The organism is Micromonospora halotolerans, from assembly GCF_032108445.1.
Taxonomy (GTDB): Bacteria; Actinomycetota; Actinomycetes; order Mycobacteriales; family Micromonosporaceae; genus Micromonospora; species Micromonospora halotolerans.
The window spans coordinates 6,133,005-6,149,079 of record NZ_CP134876.1 but is presented as its reverse complement, the minus strand read 5'-3'; the positions used below and the strand labels follow the sequence as shown (position 1 = coordinate 6,149,079).

Genomic DNA, 16,075 nt, shown 5'->3' with positions numbered 1-16,075 from the left:
GGCGGTTAACCGCCGCGGCCGTGGTGGTCTTGGCCGCGTCGGTCGCGCTGGCCGGTTGTGGCCGTGACTCGGGCGGCGGCCGGGACGAGGCGAAGTCCGTCGGCGCGGGAAAGGCGAGCGGGGACATCACCGTCTGGGCGATGGGCACCGAAGGCGAGAAGCTCGCCGAGTTCGCGAAGGAGTTCTCCACCGAGAACCCCGACGCCAAGGTCTCCGTGACGGCGGTGCCCTGGGACGCGGCGCACCAAAAGATTGCAAGCGCGATCGCCGCGAAGCAGACGCCGGACGTGTCGATGATCGGTACCACCTGGCAGGGCGAGTTCGCCAAGTCCGGTGCGCTCGACCCGACCCCGCCGGACCTGATCAAGAAAGACGACTTCTTCCCCGGCGCCTGGGACACCACGATCGTCGACAACACCTCGTACGGCGTCCCGTGGTACGTCGAGACTCGGCTGATCTACTACCGCAAGGACCTGGCCGCCAAGGCCGGGTTCCCGGACGGCCCGAAGTCGTGGGACGACCTCAAGGCCATGGCCAAGGGCATGAAGGAGAAGGCCGGCGCCAAGTGGGGCCTCAACCTCCAGCCCGGAAAGACCGGCAGCTGGCAGTCTGTTCTGCCGTTCGCCTGGTCCAACGGCGCGGACGTGGCCAGCGCCGACAAACTGAGTTTCGACACCCAGGAGATGACCGAGGCGCTCGGCTACTACCAGTCCTTCTTCAAGGAGGGCCTGTCCCCGACCGCGCTGCCGGAAGGCTCGCTCGAGCCTGGCTTCGTCAAGGGTGAGATCGGCGCCTTCATCTCCGGACCGTGGCACATGGGCATCGTCGAGGAGCAGGGCGGCGCCGGCTTCACGGACAAGTACGCGGTCGCGCAGATGCCGATGAAGAAGTCGTCTACCTCGTTTATCGGCGGCAGCAATCTCGCGGTCTTCAAGGACGCCAAGAACCGTGACGGCGCCTGGAAGTTCGTGCAGTGGCTGAGCAAGCCCGAGGTGCAGGTCAAGTGGTACCAGGCGGTCAAGGACCTGCCCGCGGTGCAGTCGGCCTGGAACGACTCGACGCTGTCCGGCGACACCTTCCTGGCCACGTTCGGCCAGCAGCTCAAGAGCGCCAAGGCGCCGCCGGCGATCACGACCTGGGAGCAGATCGCGGCCGCGTTCGACCTCGAGGTCGAGAAGCTGTGCAAGCAGAATGCGGACCCGGCCGCGACCGCCAAGGCGATCCAGGACAAGGCGAGCGCCATCGGGACCGGGAGCTGACATGGCCGACGCCTCCGCGGCGACGGCACCGGCGCGACCGGTCGGGGCGACCAGCCCCGACCGGCCCGCCGGGTCGGTCCGGCGGCGGCAGCGCCTGCGGCGGGCGCTGACCGGCTGGGCCTTCTCCGCGCCGTTCACCGTGCTGTTCACCGTGTTCATGGCGCTGCCGGTGGTGGTCTCGCTTGCCATGAGCTTCACCGACCTGCGCTCCACCGACCTGCGTAACCCGCTGGCCGTCAACGTCGTCGGCATCGACAACTACACGCGCCTGTTCTCCGATCAGCTGTTCCTGCGGTCGTCGGTCAACACGCTCGTGTTCGTCGTCGTCGGGGTGCCGCTGACGATGGTGCTGGCCCTGGCCGCCGCGACGGCGCTCAACTCTGGGCTCGTACGCTTCCGCGCGCTGTTCCGGGTCGGTTTCTACCTGCCGGTCGTGGCCAGCATCGTGGCGCTCTCAGTGGTCTGGCGCTTCCTGCTCGACCCGGAGGTCGGGCTGGTCAACAACCTGTTGCGAGTGGTCGGGATCGACGGGCCGAACTGGCTGTACGACAGCAGGCTCGCGCTGCCGTCGCTGATCGTCATGGCGGCGTGGCGCAACTTCGGCTTCCTGATGGTGATCTTCCTGGCCGGACTCCAGTCGGTGCCGGCCGACCTCTACGAGGCGGCGACGCTCGACGGCGCGACGCGGTGGCAGCAGTTCCGCAACGTCACCCTGCCGATGCTGCGGCCGACGCTGCTCTTCGGCGGGGTGGTCACCGGCATCGGCTATCTCCAGTTCTTCGAGGAACCGCTTGTCATGACGCAGGGCGGCCCGCTCTCCTCAACGCTGTCGGTGTCGTTCCACATCTACAACCAGTTCGGCTTCGGCAACTACGGCTACGCGGCCGCCGGCAGCTACGTGCTTTTCCTGGCGATCGTGGCGCTGTCGGTCGTGCAGTTCCGCCTGCTGGGGGAGAGGAACTGACGATGGCCACGAAGGACACCGCCCTGCGTACCCGTGATCGGGTCGCGAAGACCGTGCTTTACGTCGTCCTGGTCCTCGGGCTGCTCGCCGTGGCCGGACCATTCGTCTGGATGGCCCTCTCGTCGCTCAAACCGGAGCGGGAGATCCGCGATGTGCCGCCGACCTGGTGGCCCGAGACGGTCACGCTCGACAACTTCCGTGGGCTGTTCTCCCGGCTCGACTTCCCGCTCTACTTCTTCAACTCGGCACTGGTCGCGACCCTGGTCATGGTCGGCAACCTGCTGTTCTGCTCGCTCGTCGGGTACGCGTTGGCCAAGCTGCGATACCCCGGCAAGCGGGCGCTCTTCTTGGCCGTGCTCGGCATGCTCATGGTGCCCGGCATGGTGACCTTCGTCCCGCAGTTCGTGCTGGTCAGCAACATGGGCCTGACCAACACGTACGCCGGCCTGATCCTGCCGTTCCTCGTCGGACCGTTCGGCGTGTTCCTCATGCGGCAGTTTCTCCAGTCGATCCCCGACGAGCTCATCGAGGCGGCCCGGGTCGACGGCGCCGGCGAGTTCCGGATCTTCTGGCGGGTGGTGCTGCCACTGTGCCGGCCGGCACTTGCCACCCTCGGGATCCTCACGTTCCTCGCGTCCTGGAACAACTTCCTGTGGCCCCTCGTGGTCGCCACGACGGAGGACAAGTACACGTTGCCGGTCGCCCTCGCGCTCTACAGCGTCGGCGAGAACGAACGCAACTACGGCCTGCTCCTCGCCGGCGCGGTCGTCGTCGTGCTCCCGGTGCTTCTCGTGTTCCTGCTCCTGCAGCGGCACTTCCTGCGCGGCATCGCGACCACCGGAATCAAGTGATCCATCCCCCCAACCAGACAAGGAGAGCCATGCGACGCCTACTCGCACCGCTCCTCGCGCTGGCGCTCGTGCTGACGGGCGGCTCGGCCGCCGGCGCGGCATCCGACGAGCGCGGCCCCGACCGGGCCCTGCTCCGCTACGCCACAGACACATGGCGGTCGATGGCCGCCATGACCGACCCCGGCACCGGCCTCATCGCCGACAACATCACCGGCGACCTCGCCGCCGGCGGCCGCGCCACCTACACGTCCCCCACCAACATCGGCGGCTACATGTGGTCCGCGGTGGTCGCCAGCAAGCTCGGCATCATCTCGCGTCTGGAAGCCCGCCAACGGATCGCCAAGACCCTCGACACGCTCGCCCGGCTCAAGCACCACACCCCGTCGGGCATGTACTACAACTGGTACGACCCGCGGAACGGCTCAGTCGTCACGGTCTGGCCCGACAACGGTGACACCGTCTACCCGTTCCTGTCCAGCGTCGACAACGGATGGCTCGCGGCCGCGCTCAATGTGGTCAAGGGCGCCGTGCCTGAGCTGCGCGGCCAGGCCGACGCGATCCTGCGCAAGATGAACTTCGGCTTCTATTACAACCCGGCGGCGTCGACCCCGTTCGGGGCCAGCGGCCTGATCGCCGGCGGCTTCTGGGACGCGCCGCCGCCGGGGTGCGCACGGCAGCGCGACGGCGTCTGGTTCACCTGCAACCACTACGACATCACCGTCACCGAGCCGCGCATCGCGACGTACCTCGGCATCGCGATGGGCCAGATCCCGCCGAAGGCCTACTACAACACCATGCGCACCCTTCCGGCCACCTGCGACTGGAGCTGGCACGAGATGCAGCCGGTCGGCTTCAACACCACCTACGAGGGCGTTGCGGTGTACGAAGGCGCGTACCGGTACCGCGGCATCCAGTTCGTACCCAGTTGGGGTGGCGACATGTTCGAGGCGCTGATGCCCGACCTGTTCGTGCCCGAAGCGCGGTGGGCGCCCAACAGCTGGGGCCGCAATCATCCCGCGACGGTCGCCGGCCAGATCGAGCACGGGATGAATGACGCCGGGTACGGCTACTGGGGCTTCTCCCCGGCCAGCGATCCGGCCGGCGGTTACCAGGCCTGGGGTGTCGACGCGATGGGCATGGACACCGACGGCTACCCGTCCGATATGGAGCACTCGAAGTATGACGCCGGATTCGGCGACTGCCGCCCGGCCGGACCGGACCCCGACTACGGCAACGGCGTGGTGACTCCGCACGCGGCGTTCCTCGCCCTCCCGTACGCCAAGCCGGCGGTCGTCGACAACCTCGCCAGACTCAAGGCCAACTTCGACTCGTACGGCCCCGGCGGCTTCTACGACGCGATCGCGCTCGGCAGCGGCACCGTGGCCAAGCGCTACCTCTCGCTCGACCAGGCCATGATCATGGGTGCGCTCGGCAACGAGCTCGCCAACGACCTCCTGCGCCGCGCGTTCGTCTCGCCCCAGTTCGAACGCCGGATCCGTCCACTGATCGCCCAGGAGACCTTCAACGTGCCGGCCGACCAGAACCTTCCACAGCTGCGTGGGGCCGCCTGACGGCGCCGCAAGGGTATAGGTCGACCTGCCCAACCCGTCGATCGCACCGGTGCAGCGAAGTAGGGCCCAGTGCCACGCGCCGTAGGGCCCTACTTCCGCGATCGAGCATGATCTTGCGAGTGGCCGGCAGCGCGGAAGCCGAGCCGAGGTGCCGTCGCTGACGTGGGTGGGCGTGGCCCCCACTCGCACTCGGTCCTTGAGCACCGTCAACGACCGCGTCCACCCGATCCGCTCGGCGATCACCGTCGCGGGCATCTCCGGCCACTGCTGCAACAACGCCCGGATCTGCGGCTCCACCGCATCCACGATCGACGGCTTCGCCGGCCGCGAATACCGCGGCGGCCCCTCCGGCGCCAACGCCCGCCGAACTGTGTTCCGGCCGACACCCAACTTGCGAGCGAGCGCCTTGATCGGCATCCCCTCAGACCGATGCAGACGGGGGATCTCCGCCCAGTCCTCCACGCTCAACACCCTCCCGATACTGGAAGGGGGTCCAGATTCGCCCGCCCCCTGAGGGTCAGTCTTCACGCGTCGCCGACACCGGCGGCAAAATAGCAGCCCCGAAGGCTTCAGTAGGCAGGCCGAGGCTGTGGACCAGAGAAGGCACGCGCCGGGCCGTCCACGGGCCAGTAGTTGAAAGGCTAAGCGGTCACGGGCGGGCACGAGCGGCCAGCACCACGACCGTCGCGAGCAGGCGTTCCAGGCATCACGGGCGGCGAATCAGGCACTTCCAAACTGGCGCTCTCCAGCGCATCGGACGGCCAGTTAGTTGTACAGCCACAAGGCGGCGCAGCCGAAAGACAGCGCCAGCAGAACGGCCGATGCGAGCAGCAGAACGAGTAGTGGGGGCAGTTCGCTCCGCGCCGTCGGCGCAGACGGCTCCGTAGGCGGACTGCCGTCGGGGGGCGCGGGGTCGGGCACGTTGTGATCATGTCAGACCCGCAGTAGCCAGCGCCGGCCGACAGGAGTCTTGATCTTTGCAAGGCAGGGGTTAGGGGTTCAAGTCACCCTGGGCTCCACCTGCACTTCCTTGGTTGATCTCCCGAGTACAGCCATCCATACAGCCAAGCGGTCTTCGCCCTCGCTTGAACCAAGCGGTTCGAGTTCCTGCTCGCCGAGCCCGTGCTGCGCTGGCTGCTCACCTCACCCGAGGTCATGCGCGGCCAGCTCGGCCGGCTGCAAACCGTGGTCGGCGTGCCGAACATCCGGCTCGGCCTCCTACCCCTCGGCGTCCCACTCGCCACCGCCCCTCAGCGAGAAGCGCTCCTGTCCCGCGTCCGATTTGCTCACCCGAACGCGACATAGTCGCCACGATCTTGTGCAGGTGGGCGATGCCGGACGCCTCGCCGCCCGATGTGCTCTTATGTTTGAGGCGGCATCTTGGGTCGCCTTCCTCACCTGGTGGCGGAGTTCGTCACTTCCGTCGCCACCGACATTTGCATCGAGTGCCCTGGAGCGAACGGAGATGACTTTGCAACCGACGTGGCTCCTGATGCTTTCGTGGGCTTTGCTCTTTGTGGGGTTGGTCAGCACCGTCGTTGTCGTTGTTGACCAGTTTGTTTTTGGATATCGTCAGCCGGTCAAGGTCATGGAGTTGGTCTGGCCAGCGACCGCCCTCTACCTTGGCCCAGCAGCTGCCCTGGCCTACAGAAAGTGGGGTAGACCGCTGTCTCCCCGGTGGCTGGACCGGCACGGCGACCCGCCCAGAAGGTCGCGACATGCTCCTACGATAATCCAAATTTATCATTGTGGCACGCACTGCACTCTGGGTGTCATCATTGCTACGCCTATAACCTACGGCGTTGGCCTCGAAATATTCGGTAGCACAGTGTGGCCCGAAGTCGTCGGCGACTATGTAGGCGCAGTGGTCATAGGCATTGCATTTCGCTACTCTGCTGAGGCTCGGACGGGTGGTCGAAGAGCGTGGGCCGCAATGCGGAAATTTTTCAGGAGCGACCTGCTGACCGTGTCCGTCTTCGAGTTTGGCCTATTTGGTTGGCTGGCGCTAATGCATTTTCTTGTTTTCCACGAGACCCTTCGGCCCAGTAGTCCGGTGTTTTGGCTCATTATCCAGGTCGGGCTGATCATCGGCTTCTTCGCCGCTTGGCCGCCGACCTCGTTGCTGATCCGCCGCGGCGTCAAAATGGAATCGCTGGGCACAACGCAGTAGGTGGTGCTGTGCTGACGCCCCTGGGGCGGCGGGGTGCACGTTGAGCTTGGCGTCGCGCGGCACGGCGAACGCCAGCGCGACGGCGGGCCACCGGCGTACTTGCCCGGGTGCAGCCGCTCGCCAGCGACGACCCACGCCCGGCGGTGCCTAGCGCAGCCTGGCCGCAGCAGCCCGTTCACGAGCCCGGGCGGGTGCGGCAGCGACATTATGCCCACCGCGGCCAGCTCATCGGCCGTCGAGTTCTCGCATGTGCGTGATGGTCGCGGGTTTGGCAGACTGCTGCGTCGCCTGCCCTGTCGACCAAATGAGGTGCTGACGATGCTTGACGAAAGTGTCCAGCCCAACGAGACCACCGTGCCGATGCTGCCCTGTGTGGCACCGGAGGAAACCCTGGCCTTCTGGCGCGCCCTGGGCTTCGCCGTGACCTAAGAACGGAGGAAGCCCTACCTCTACCTGGCGTTCCGGTGGCGAGGGTTCGACCTGCACTACGGGCGCGCGCCCAGCAACCTGGACCCGTCGGAGAACACCGGCGGATGCCTGGTAATGGTGGACAGGGTCGCGCCGTACCACGCAGAGTTCACCGACGCGATGCGCCGCGCGTACGGAAAGGTGCTTGCCACGGGTCTACCTCGGATAACGCGGTACCGGCCCGGTGCCTCACGGTTCACCGTCGCGGACCCGTCGGGAAACTCGATCATCTTCATCCAGCGGAACGAGCCGACGGAGTTGGAGTACGGCGGCTCCAAGCAGCTGCAAGGGCTTGCCCGGGTTCTGGACAACGCGCGGATCCTGCGCGAGTTCAAGAATGACGACCGGCAGGCCTTCCGAGCCGTGAACTCGGGACTGCGCCGCCACGGCGACGGCGCACCGACCGTGCAACAGGCAGTGGCGCTGGCCGTGCTCATCGAGCTGTCGACGGCGCTGGAGGAGTCGGAACGGGTACCGGAGTGGGGCGCCAGGCTCCGGCAACTCAGCCTGACCGTGGAGGAGCGTCGTCAGGTCGAGTCCGTGGTAGCCGACCCCACGCTGCTCGAGCCGTGGATGCCCGCCACGGCCTGACGCACCGGCCACCGTGTGACGCCGATGAGGAGCGCCTCCAGAGCCAACGGCTGTAAACCTTTGAAGACACTGCCTGGCAGTCCGGCCTGCGGCGCGGGGCAGCCGCAGCGCGGTGTGCAGCACGGCCCGGTGCTCGGTGGCGTTGAGGTGCGCGCCATTGCCGACGTTCGACCCCACCGCCCCCTGGCGATGGGCAAGACGTTCGCCACCGCTGACGGTGTCGCCACCGCCACCATCTACTCCTACCGGCACGTCGTCGCCCGGACCGCACCCCGCCCCGACGAGCAGCCGGGGTACGTGTGGGCCGCGATCGACGTCAAGGTGTGCGCCCACAAGCCGGCCGGCGAGCAGGAGCACCAGGGCAATCGCCGTGTCCAACTCCCTGTGGAGGCTGGTGTACGCCGACGGCAGCCAGATCGAGGCGTCCTCCGCCGGCTACAACCAGTTCCCTGAGGCCGGCTACAACCAGTTCCCTGAGCCGCAGTACCCGTCTGGGGAGAAGAACGTCGCCTGGGGCCGGTGCATCCGGGGCTGGATCACCTACCCGGCGCCCGGGAACAAGCGGCCGGTCGACGTCGAGTACGCGCCGGAGCGGCCGGCGGTCGTGTCCCGCTGGACCGTCACTTCGTAGCGGGCCTCTGGAGAGTCTTGACCGGCGGCAAAGAGAGTCGAGTAAGCGGCCGACGTCAGGCGGCCGATCATGGATAGGAGTCACACGTTCCGACCAGCCATGTCTTAGATCATGGGTGCCGGGTCTGGCACGCCTGACCCGCCAGACAAGATCAGGGCTCCTCCGTCCCAGTTTGACGAGCGTCTCGGTAGGGAATTTCGCGGACACGTCAATGAAGGAGGCTGTATGGAGACGTCCGCTAGCGTCGGGCGCAGTTACCGACAGCCGACACGTCCATGCGTGGCGGTGCCTTTTGCAGTGCCAACCGCGAGGGGGCGAGCCTAATGGCTCGCGTCGGTCGCTACGGGATCCCAGGGTTCGTGTGGTTCCTGATCTGGCTCGTCGTCTGCATCTTGATCGTCATCCTGTTGGCCCTGCTCATTCACCACTTCGGAGGCGCCTCTCTCTCGCTCAAGCTCGGCCACTTCTACCTGAACGTCGGGGTCACCTGACCTGCCAGATCGTCGGCACTCCGGCGCCGGTGCCGCAGCAGGTTTGTTAGCCGTCACCTTCGGTGACGGCTAACACGGCTTGAAGCGCCATGCTGCATGGGCGTACGGCTTGGGGGTACGGCTACCAAGGCTGGTCACGGACTTGGCGGCTCATCCGTCGATCGGAGCACATTTGCGGGGGTCCGGGTGGTTGCTGCTGCCAGCGCGGTGATCGCCGTCGCGGCCCTTCCGAGCGCGCTGCCTCGATCGCGGGGTCAGTCCCACCAGAAGCTCCAGCAGTTCAAGCCCATGATCGCTTCGGCATACTTCGGGAAGGTGTCGGTGTGGCTCTGCCAGATGTTGTCCGGGCAGAACGCGAAGTGTTCGGCGGTCACCTGCAGGGCCAGGTCGAGGGTGACCGGTGGCGCGGCGATGCTCAAGTGAAGGGTGTCGAAGCTCAGCCCGACGACCGTGGCCCCGAACCGGCGCTGCCAGTCGCGGGCAACGGCGGCGAAGCGGGCGGTGTCGTTGTCGTGGTTGAGCGGCCCGGTCCAGCCGATCTCTGTCAATGCATGTGCGCCGTCGGTCGCGGGGACCAGCGCGAGGCGCGCCGGGCTGGTGCAGGGTACGTCGGCGTACTGGTCGGCGAAGCGCTCCACCGGGCCTTGCCGATCCGGGTCAGGTGTGAGGCCGGGCCATCGTGCACCGACCGGATTGAGGTAGCCGAGGTTGGTGGCGGCTTCTTGGTCGAGGTCGTCCTTGGTAATCCACTGCCACCATTCGCCGAGGACCACACCGCTGTCGTGGTGCTCAATCGTGGTGATGCGGTCGTATTCGGCGTCGATGCCGAACGGTTCGTCCTCGCCCTCGACGTGCAGCGCGAGCAGCGGCCAAAGTCCGGTTCGGTGATGCTGGGCCCGCCACCGGGACCAATCACCCGCTGCGGCGGGACGTGAGGAGAGCCAGTACACCGGCGTGGCGCCGTTGTATGGCTTCATCAACCGGCCCTCAGGGATGCCCGGCGGTAGCCCTTCGTACCACGTCATGGCCGACACCATAGGCGCCGCCAACGACACGTTGTCCGGCGCGTCTGACGTCGCGAGCATCACGGGCCACCATGACAGCTGCCTCCCAGGAACGCGGGCCGGTCATGGCCGTCGAGGCGTCGCTGGCTCGGCTCGGTGAGCCGGTTGACGGAGGCCGGGGGAGCGGATTGGGAGCTTGGGGATGCGGTGACCCCAGACAGTGCGTCGGTTGAAGCAGGGCGGCGCCGGCGACGCTCTTCGATGGCGCTGGTCAGCGGGTCTTCTTCGTTGCTCGCTTGCGGGGTGGGGTCAACAGGTCGGCGACCGCCGCGATGGCGGACGGCACGAGCCGGTAGTACGCCCAGACGCCGCGCTTGTCACGCTCGATCAGGCCGGCCTCGGTGAGGATCCGCAGGTGGTGACTGACGGTCGGCTGGGAGAGTCCGAGGGGCGCGGTGAGGTCACTGACGGACGCCTCCCCCTGCGGAGCCGACTGGATCAGACTGAGCAGTCGCAGCCGGGCCGGATCGGCGAACGCCTTGAGTACTCCCGCGAGCCGTTCGGCATCGGCACGCTCGATCGGCTCGCCAGCGAGGGGCGAGATGGCTGGCGTCGCAGTTTTCGCAGTTCCCACGCCTTCCATCGTTGCACACCACTGTCGAGAGGCCGGGGATGAGGGCGCGGTCACCGTCAGTCCGCGGGTAGGGAGCGTGCCCGGCAGTGTCTTCGGCCCGACGGCGAGTGGGTGCATCGACCCAGCGTTCCGGGAGCTTGGGCGGTGAGCTAGCTGCTCTCGGCCGCGCCGCTGGCTCGACGGCCCGCACTCACCCCGGAACTCGAGACCGACAGGCAGCCGACGGCCGCAGGCCGGTGGCCCGACCGGTGGACGACCGCGGTCGTGCTGGGGGACGCACGAGGACGGCACGGTGATCCTCGACGGTGAGCGCGCCACCGGAGAACCTACTGTCTGGCGCACGACCTCTGGGTCGAGGAGGGACAGCGCACCTCATGGTCATGTCGATCCGCTACCAGGACACCTTCGTCCGCCAGGGCGGCCGGTGGTTCCTCGCCGAGCGCCGGCTCATCACCGACTGGGTCGACTGTCGTCCTTCGACCGCCTGAGGGTTTCCGGAATCAGCACAGGCCCCGACCATTGCCTCGTCAGCGAAGGGAACCCCCACTGACGAGGCAATGATCACCGGAGGGCGGCGTGGCGCCCGACTACGGCGCGATCGTGATCGTCGCCGTGCGGTAGTTGTTGCGCTTGTCGTTCTTCGACGGGTCGTAGTTCTGCTCGATGTTGCCGGCGCTGTCGACCGAGAACCAGTGGAACGTCGTGGTCTCGGTCACGTGGAACACCTGCCCCGGCTCACGGAACTCGGTCGCCGCGTAGCGCGGCGACTCGAGGGTGGGCCGGCTGCCGTCCGTCGTGTAGTAGATGGTGGCTGGCTCGCTCGTCTCGAAGCGCATGTCGACGGGCCCGGTGTACTTCCCGCCGCCGGGAACGAGCTGGGACGTCGGATTCTGGTGGTCCTTGCCCCAGTCCGCCGCGATCCGGAACATCTCCATGATGCCGTTGGCGTACTCCATTGTCTCGGAGTGGCCGCTGACGAGGTCCGGGTTACCCACCCACGCCGGTTGGAACGAACCGCCCTGCCAGTTGCCCGTGGCCGGGTTGTAGACCGAGCCGCCGACCTCCCAGCCGAAGGCGTAGATCCCGTAGGTGTAGTAGAGATCCTCGCGCACGTTGCCCGCGGAGGAGTAGAGGACGTCCGACGAGCCGCCGACGTTCTCCGGCGTGACGACGGTCTGCCGGTGCGCCTTGACCTGCGACAGGATCCGGGCGGCCGACTGCCAGTAGAACGCCTCGTCGCCCAGGGGCGGACGCGGCGTGGTGATGCGCCCGTCCGCGATGTAGGCGCCCGGCTGCCAGAACAGTTGGCCGCCGTTGGAGTGCACCGACATCATGAACTTGATGTTCGAGTACTTCTCGACCAGCCAGATGATGTTCTTCGACTCGGGCTCGGACAGCTTCTCCGGGCCCTGGTAGGTGTCGCTGACGCAGCTGTTCGACCCGCCCGAGTAGCCGTCGTGAGCCGACCCGACCCGGTAGTTCCGGTTCAGGTCGACGCCCCAGGAGTTGCGCCGGGCCGGATCGGCGTTGTCATCCGGGCAGTGGTTCGTCATGTTCCGGCGCTGTGAGGCGAAGTTGTAGAAGCTGTAGTTCGCCCCGTCCGGGTTGTTGGACAGGATGAAGAAGATGTCGGTGTTGTCGACGATCTTCTTGGTCTCCCGGTCGGACCTGTAGTTGTGCACCAGACGCTCGGCCGACTCCAGGCTGGTCGTCGCGGGCACCCATTCGCGGGCGTGGTCCTGCGCCTGGATCAGCACACCTGGGTTCCTGCCGTCGCGGTGCTTGCCGATCCGCAGGACGGGGATCGTGGCCGGGCCGCGCGGCACCTCGCCCTCCGGCGCGCCGACGCGCTTCTGGTCGAGGAAGTCGGTCAGCGCGACCGGGCCGGAGGTCGCCGCGACGATGCCGGTGCCCGCGTTGGTGCGGTACGGGTGCGCCCGGTCGATCAGGCTCTGGGATTGGCTCTCCAGAGCCGCAGCCACCTGTGCGGCTGTGCTCGCCGCCGCACCGGAGGCGTCCTTGGCAAGGAGGACGCGGATCGCCTTGCCCGCAACCTCGACACCGAGCGGGAGGTTCGCCCCCGGCCGGTCCACGAACTCGACCGTGATGTCGTTGCCGCCCTCGTGGCCCCAGGCAGCCGAGCTGACAACGACAGCACTCTGCCCGGTACCGCCGATCGTGGCCTGCGCCTTCCGCTGATAGCCGTTCGTCTTGTTCGGCAGGTAGACGATCTCGGCGATGTCCGGGTACTGGCGGGCGATCTCCTCAGCGCGGCTGAACAGCTGCTGCGGGTGCCGGTAGCCGTCGACGAAGTCCCACTTGTAGGCGGGGTTCGCCGTCAGCGGCGGCGCGCCGTCCTCGAGCCAGTTGGAGACGTAGCCGGTGGCGACGCCTCCCGTCGAGCTCGTGACCCGGATCTGGCTCGGGCGCGCGTCGAGCTTGAACAGGTTCCGGTGGAACATGTACTGCCCGGAATCGACGAACCGGCTCATCGTCCGGGCGGAGCCGAACGAGGTGTCCGGGCCCGAGTCGTTCTCGAGCTGCATCGAGACGACCGGGTTCGTCTGCGCCCCTTCGGTGGTCCGCGCCTCGACGTACAGGAAGCCCTGGCCCTTCGTCGTGAACCAGTCGGCACGGGCGATCCGTACCGTCTCCTCGTGGGTGAGCGGCTGGACGGCCTTCGTGCGGAGGGTCTGGAGGCCACCGTCGGCCTCCTCGCTCCAGACGAAGCCCTCGCCGTCGCCGAGGATCTCGACGCCCAGCGCCTCGAGTTCGGCGACCTGCTCGGCGGTCGCCACCGCCTCGCCTTCGATGCCCGTCGGCACGCGCTTCAGACCGTGTTCGAGGTCGAAGCCGGCGGCGGCCACCTTGTCCAGCATGTCGGCGCCGGTCAGCTTGATGCGTACGAGGCGTGCGGCCTCCGGAACCTCGAGGCGGGATCGTTCCGAGCCTGCCGTGGCCGCCGACCCGGCGGGGTCCGCACCCGCGGGCCCGGTCGCCATGAGGACGCTTCCCACCAGGGCGGGTAGCGCGAGAAGCGCGATGCGTCGCTGTACGGGTCTCATTCTCCCCTCCTTCTGCTTGCGACGTGCGGTTGACGCGGTGGGCCGGCCTGCTGCGGGTAGGCCGATCCATCCGCGACGGTCACGCCGAGCTCGCGCAGGTCTACCCGTGTACGACGGTGGACGCCGCCATGACGGGTCGGGGAGGACCATGAGAGAGCCGGGCGCGTTGAGCGTATGCAGGTCCGTCGCATCGAAGGATCGGCCGAACTGGATTTGAGCATTACTTGAGGAGCTGCGGGTGATCGGCTGTCAGGTCGGCAGCAGGCCCGCTACCAGGCGGACCTGGAACGGATGCTGGACGACGTCTTTCCGGTGCTCCGCACGCACGGCATGCGGGCGGAGCGGAACCGCAAGCAGCCCGCGCGGGCCTGCTCGACTGAAACCCGATAGCGGAGGCGGTTGGCGGTCACCGGCTATCGGTTCAGCGATGGGTTCTGCCCGCCCGACGCCGGGGCGGGACGGCCGTCGTAATTCCCCCCGGAGTCGTACGTGGAGGTGCTGCGGGTGTGAGGAATGCCGGAATCAGTCGTCGTGCCGCGTTCGACAATGAGACCGCAGTCTCTCCCGAGAGGACGCCGACAGCCACGACCGGCGCTCAGCGCAACGGCGAATGTCGATCAACGAGGGGTCCGCGCCCCTCACCGCCGTCTGGTCCGATGAGGGGCGCGGCGGGCTCGTTCTACTTCGATTCGATGCGGCCCAGGCCTTCGGCGCTCGCCGTGGCCCAACCGGTGTCGGTGGGGTAGAGCGTGCTGCGCAGGTAGGCCCAGGTGAGCCGCCGGATCAGGGCGACGCGTTCGGGGCTCTCGTCGGTCGTCTCCGTGACGGTGTAGCCGGCGATTCCGCCGAGGGAATGTTCCGCCCCGAACAGAGTGAGCAGGCTCTTGGGACCGGGGCTCAGGTGGTACGGGTCGGTGAACCAGTCCGGTCCCCGGACCGACAGCGGCGAGTCGTCCCGGTCGCCCGCGATCACCAGGGCCGGCGTGGTCATGTCCGAGAAGCTCGGGCTCATGAAGGGGAAATGCTCGGCGGCGAACGGACTCAGGTCGGCTCCGCCGGTGCCGGTCGTGGCCAGCAGCACACCGGCCTTGACCCGCGGGTCGGACATGTCTTCGCCGGGGACGCCGTCGGCGTCGAGGACCCGGGCACCCAGCAGCATGCTCGCCGTCTGGCCACCCCAGGAGTGTCCGGCCGCGGCGACGCGGCTTCGATCGAGGCGCCCCCGCAGACCGGGTACGGCGGCCTCGATGAGATCGAGTTCGTCGAGGACGTGCCGGAGGTCCGCCACGCGGAGGCGCCAGATCTCGGGGTAGCGGGAATCGTCGGGCGTGACGCCCAAGGTCCTGGAGTCGAGGTGTGTGGGCTGGACCACCACGAAGCCGTGGGCGGCCCAGAAGTCGACAAGCGGGGCGTAGCCGTCCATCGACCAGCCGAAGCCGTGCGAGAAGACGATGATGGGCAGGTCCGATCCGGTCGCCGGGGCGGACACCCTGACCTGCAGGTCCTGGCCGCGGCCTCGGTCGGGCAGCACGACCGGCGTGACCGAGACGACCGGAGCGGACGCGGCGGAGCCTTCAACGGAGTGGGACATGGCTGTTTCTCCTTGACGGGTGAACCGAGTTGGTGACGCGCGGCTTGGACATGGGGCTGCAGCCCTGACATCATGAACAAGCGGAACAGCGTTCCGTTAAGACGATACGGAACACCGTTCCGTTTACCAACACGTGTGACGGAGGCGACAGCACCGTGGCCGACATAGACAGCGCGGCGGGAAAGGCCGCCCCGCGCAAGCGCGCCGACGCCCGACGTAACGAGCAGACCCTGCTCGACGCGGCCGCCGCGGCCTTCCTCGCCTCCGGCGTCGATGTGCCCGTGCGCGACATCGCCGCCCAGGCGGGTGTCGGTGTCGGCACGATCTACCGCCACTTCCCGACGCGGGCTGATCTTGTCGTCGCGGTCTACCGGCACCAGGTCGAGGCCTGCGCCGAGGCCGGCCCGGCCCTGCTGGCGAGCGGCGGCAGTCCGCACGCCGCCCTGGCTCGATGGATCGACCTGTTCGTCGACTTCCTGGTCACCAAACACGGGCTGGCGGAGGCGTTGCAGTCCGACGATGCCGCCTTCCAGTCCCTGCACGCCTACTTCCTCAACCGCCTCGTCCCGGTGTGCGCCCGGCTGCTCGAGACCGCCGCCGCGGCGGGCGAGGTCCGCCCCGAGGTGCACGCCTACGAACTGATGCGCGGCGTCGGCAATCTCTGCATCGGCGCGGGCCGCGACCCGCGCTACGACGCGCGCCGCCTGGTCGGACTCCTCATCGAAGGGTTACGTCCCACCAGGGAGGAATGATTGTGCGTTCGGGGTGACGGCGCGGGCGCGCCT

At 67.7% G+C, this 16,075-nt stretch carries 13 protein-coding genes and 3 pseudogenes; 11 read left to right on the top strand and 5 right to left on the bottom strand.

The genetic code is table 11. The features are described from left to right. Positions 1-20: 20 nt before the first annotated feature. From RMN56_RS28915 to RMN56_RS28900, 4 genes are read left to right on the top strand one after another with little or no spacing between them, the layout of a single operon-like run. The gene (locus tag RMN56_RS28915) at positions 21-1,259 is read left to right on the top strand and encodes a sugar ABC transporter substrate-binding protein (protein ID WP_313720989.1); all 1,239 of its coding nucleotides are present in this window, start codon (positions 21-23) and stop codon (positions 1,257-1,259) included. 1 nt (position 1,260) lies between these two features. Further along, a complete protein-coding gene (locus RMN56_RS28910; protein WP_313720987.1) occupies positions 1,261-2,223 on the top strand; it encodes a carbohydrate ABC transporter permease in 963 nt (320 codons plus the stop codon). A gap of 2 nt (positions 2,224-2,225) precedes the next feature. Further along, positions 2,226-3,074, top strand: a complete 849-nt coding sequence (locus tag RMN56_RS28905; protein ID WP_313720985.1) for a carbohydrate ABC transporter permease — start codon at positions 2,226-2,228, stop codon at positions 3,072-3,074. A gap of 29 nt (positions 3,075-3,103) precedes the next feature. Next, entirely contained in the window at positions 3,104-4,645 is a 1,542-nt protein-coding gene (locus RMN56_RS28900) for a glucoamylase family protein (protein WP_313720983.1), read from the top strand. Between the two features lie 186 nt (positions 4,646-4,831). Here RMN56_RS28900 and RMN56_RS28895 read toward each other — a convergent pair. Continuing rightward, positions 4,832-5,116 (bottom strand): annotated as a pseudogene (locus RMN56_RS28895) (helix-turn-helix domain-containing protein); the annotation flags it as partial. Positions 5,117-5,749: 633 nt separating this feature from the next. On the opposite strand from RMN56_RS28895, the pseudogene RMN56_RS32785 reads away from it, so the two are divergent. The 6 genes and pseudogenes from RMN56_RS32785 to RMN56_RS28875 form a co-directional block, all read left to right on the top strand. Then, positions 5,750-5,950: pseudogene (locus RMN56_RS32785) on the top strand (Scr1 family TA system antitoxin-like transcriptional regulator); the annotation flags it as partial. A gap of 58 nt (positions 5,951-6,008) precedes the next feature. Continuing rightward, positions 6,009-6,815: a DUF4396 domain-containing protein gene (locus RMN56_RS28890; RefSeq protein WP_313724883.1), complete on the top strand. Its 807-nt coding sequence runs from the start codon at positions 6,009-6,011 to the stop codon at positions 6,813-6,815. Positions 6,816-7,133: 318 nt separating this feature from the next. After that, entirely contained in the window at positions 7,134-7,244 is a 111-nt protein-coding gene (locus RMN56_RS32920) for a DUF8817 family protein (RefSeq protein ID WP_512699740.1), read from the top strand. Between the two features lie 18 nt (positions 7,245-7,262). Beyond that, a pseudogene (locus RMN56_RS28885) lies at positions 7,263-7,874 on the top strand (DUF8817 family protein); the annotation flags it as partial. Positions 7,875-8,244: 370 nt separating this feature from the next. Beyond that, positions 8,245-8,505, top strand: a complete 261-nt coding sequence (locus tag RMN56_RS28880; RefSeq protein WP_313720979.1) for a hypothetical protein — start codon at positions 8,245-8,247, stop codon at positions 8,503-8,505. 359 nt (positions 8,506-8,864) lie between these two features. Beyond that, entirely contained in the window at positions 8,865-8,996 is a 132-nt protein-coding gene (locus RMN56_RS28875) for a hypothetical protein (protein WP_279627475.1), read from the top strand. Positions 8,997-9,250: 254 nt separating this feature from the next. Here the strand turns inward: RMN56_RS28875 and RMN56_RS28870 are convergent, their stop codons facing one another. The 4 genes from RMN56_RS28870 to RMN56_RS28855 form a co-directional block, all read right to left on the bottom strand. Next, the gene (locus RMN56_RS28870; RefSeq protein ID WP_313720974.1) at positions 9,251-10,021 is read right to left on the bottom strand and encodes a DUF4253 domain-containing protein; all 771 of its coding nucleotides are present in this window, start codon (positions 10,019-10,021) and stop codon (positions 9,251-9,253) included. Positions 10,022-10,271: 250 nt separating this feature from the next. Beyond that, positions 10,272-10,643: an ArsR/SmtB family transcription factor gene (locus RMN56_RS28865; protein WP_313720972.1), complete on the bottom strand. Its 372-nt coding sequence runs from the start codon at positions 10,641-10,643 to the stop codon at positions 10,272-10,274. Positions 10,644-11,221: 578 nt separating this feature from the next. Further along, positions 11,222-13,699 (bottom strand): M14 family metallopeptidase, encoded by a 2,478-nt coding sequence (locus tag RMN56_RS28860; RefSeq protein WP_313720970.1) that lies wholly within the window; start codon positions 13,697-13,699, stop codon positions 11,222-11,224. A 679-nt stretch (positions 13,700-14,378) separates the two neighbouring features. Further along, positions 14,379-15,290: an alpha/beta hydrolase family protein gene (locus RMN56_RS28855; protein WP_313720968.1), complete on the bottom strand. Its 912-nt coding sequence runs from the start codon at positions 15,288-15,290 to the stop codon at positions 14,379-14,381. 164 nt (positions 15,291-15,454) lie between these two features. Between RMN56_RS28855 and RMN56_RS28850 the strand changes: the two genes are divergently transcribed. Then, positions 15,455-16,042: a TetR/AcrR family transcriptional regulator gene (locus RMN56_RS28850; RefSeq protein WP_313724882.1), complete on the top strand. Its 588-nt coding sequence runs from the start codon at positions 15,455-15,457 to the stop codon at positions 16,040-16,042. Positions 16,043-16,075: the final 33 nt, after the last annotated feature.

Excerpts from the sequence above, each read along its gene's own strand:
- RMN56_RS28900 (WP_313720983.1), top strand. The coding sequence starts at position 3,104 with ATGCGACGCCTACTCGCACCGCTCCTCGCGCTGGCGCTCGTGCTGACG.
- RMN56_RS28865 (WP_313720972.1), bottom strand. The coding sequence starts at position 10,643 with ATGGAAGGCGTGGGAACTGCGAAAACTGCGACGCCAGCCATCTCGCCC.
- RMN56_RS32920 (WP_512699740.1), top strand. The coding sequence starts at position 7,134 with ATGCTTGACGAAAGTGTCCAGCCCAACGAGACCACCGTGCCGATGCTG.
- RMN56_RS28910 (WP_313720987.1), top strand. The coding sequence starts at position 1,261 with ATGGCCGACGCCTCCGCGGCGACGGCACCGGCGCGACCGGTCGGGGCG.
- RMN56_RS28855 (WP_313720968.1), bottom strand. The coding sequence starts at position 15,290 with ATGTCCCACTCCGTTGAAGGCTCCGCCGCGTCCGCTCCGGTCGTCTCG.
- RMN56_RS28860 (WP_313720970.1), bottom strand. The coding sequence starts at position 13,699 with ATGAGACCCGTACAGCGACGCATCGCGCTTCTCGCGCTACCCGCCCTG.
- RMN56_RS28905 (WP_313720985.1), top strand. The coding sequence starts at position 2,226 with ATGGCCACGAAGGACACCGCCCTGCGTACCCGTGATCGGGTCGCGAAG.
- RMN56_RS28870 (WP_313720974.1), bottom strand. The coding sequence starts at position 10,021 with ATGACGTGGTACGAAGGGCTACCGCCGGGCATCCCTGAGGGCCGGTTG.
- RMN56_RS28890 (WP_313724883.1), top strand. The coding sequence starts at position 6,009 with ATGTTTGAGGCGGCATCTTGGGTCGCCTTCCTCACCTGGTGGCGGAGT.